We start from the raw sequence: 294 nt of genomic DNA on the forward strand, positions 1-294 counted from the left end.
CCTCGGCGACCGGTTCCGGCTGCACGCGATCGGTTTCGGGCTCAGCTACCGGCCGAGCATCACGATTCGTCAGCACACCCTCACCGACATCGACCTGCGTCGGCTCGCCGGCACCGGCATGATGCCCGAGGAGGTGGCCCGCTTCCTGCACTCGGCGGTGCTCGCCCGCAAGTCCATGGTGATCAGCGGTGACCAGGGCGCGGGCAAAACGACCCTGCTGCGCGCGCTGATCGCGGCGATCCCCGAGAACGAGCGGTTCGGCACGCTGGAAACCGACTACGAACTGCTCACCCA

At 68.0% G+C, this 294-nt stretch carries 1 protein-coding gene; it reads left to right on the plus strand.

What is annotated here, in order from left to right:
- A partial coding sequence (locus tag BN358_RS23450) for an ATPase, T2SS/T4P/T4SS family (protein ID WP_198018417.1) occupies window positions 1–294 on the plus strand: 294 nt, incomplete at both ends.

It is taken from the genome of Sedimentibacter sp. B4 (assembly GCF_000309315.1).
GTDB lineage: Bacteria > Bacillota > Clostridia > Tissierellales > Sedimentibacteraceae > Sedimentibacter > Sedimentibacter saalensis.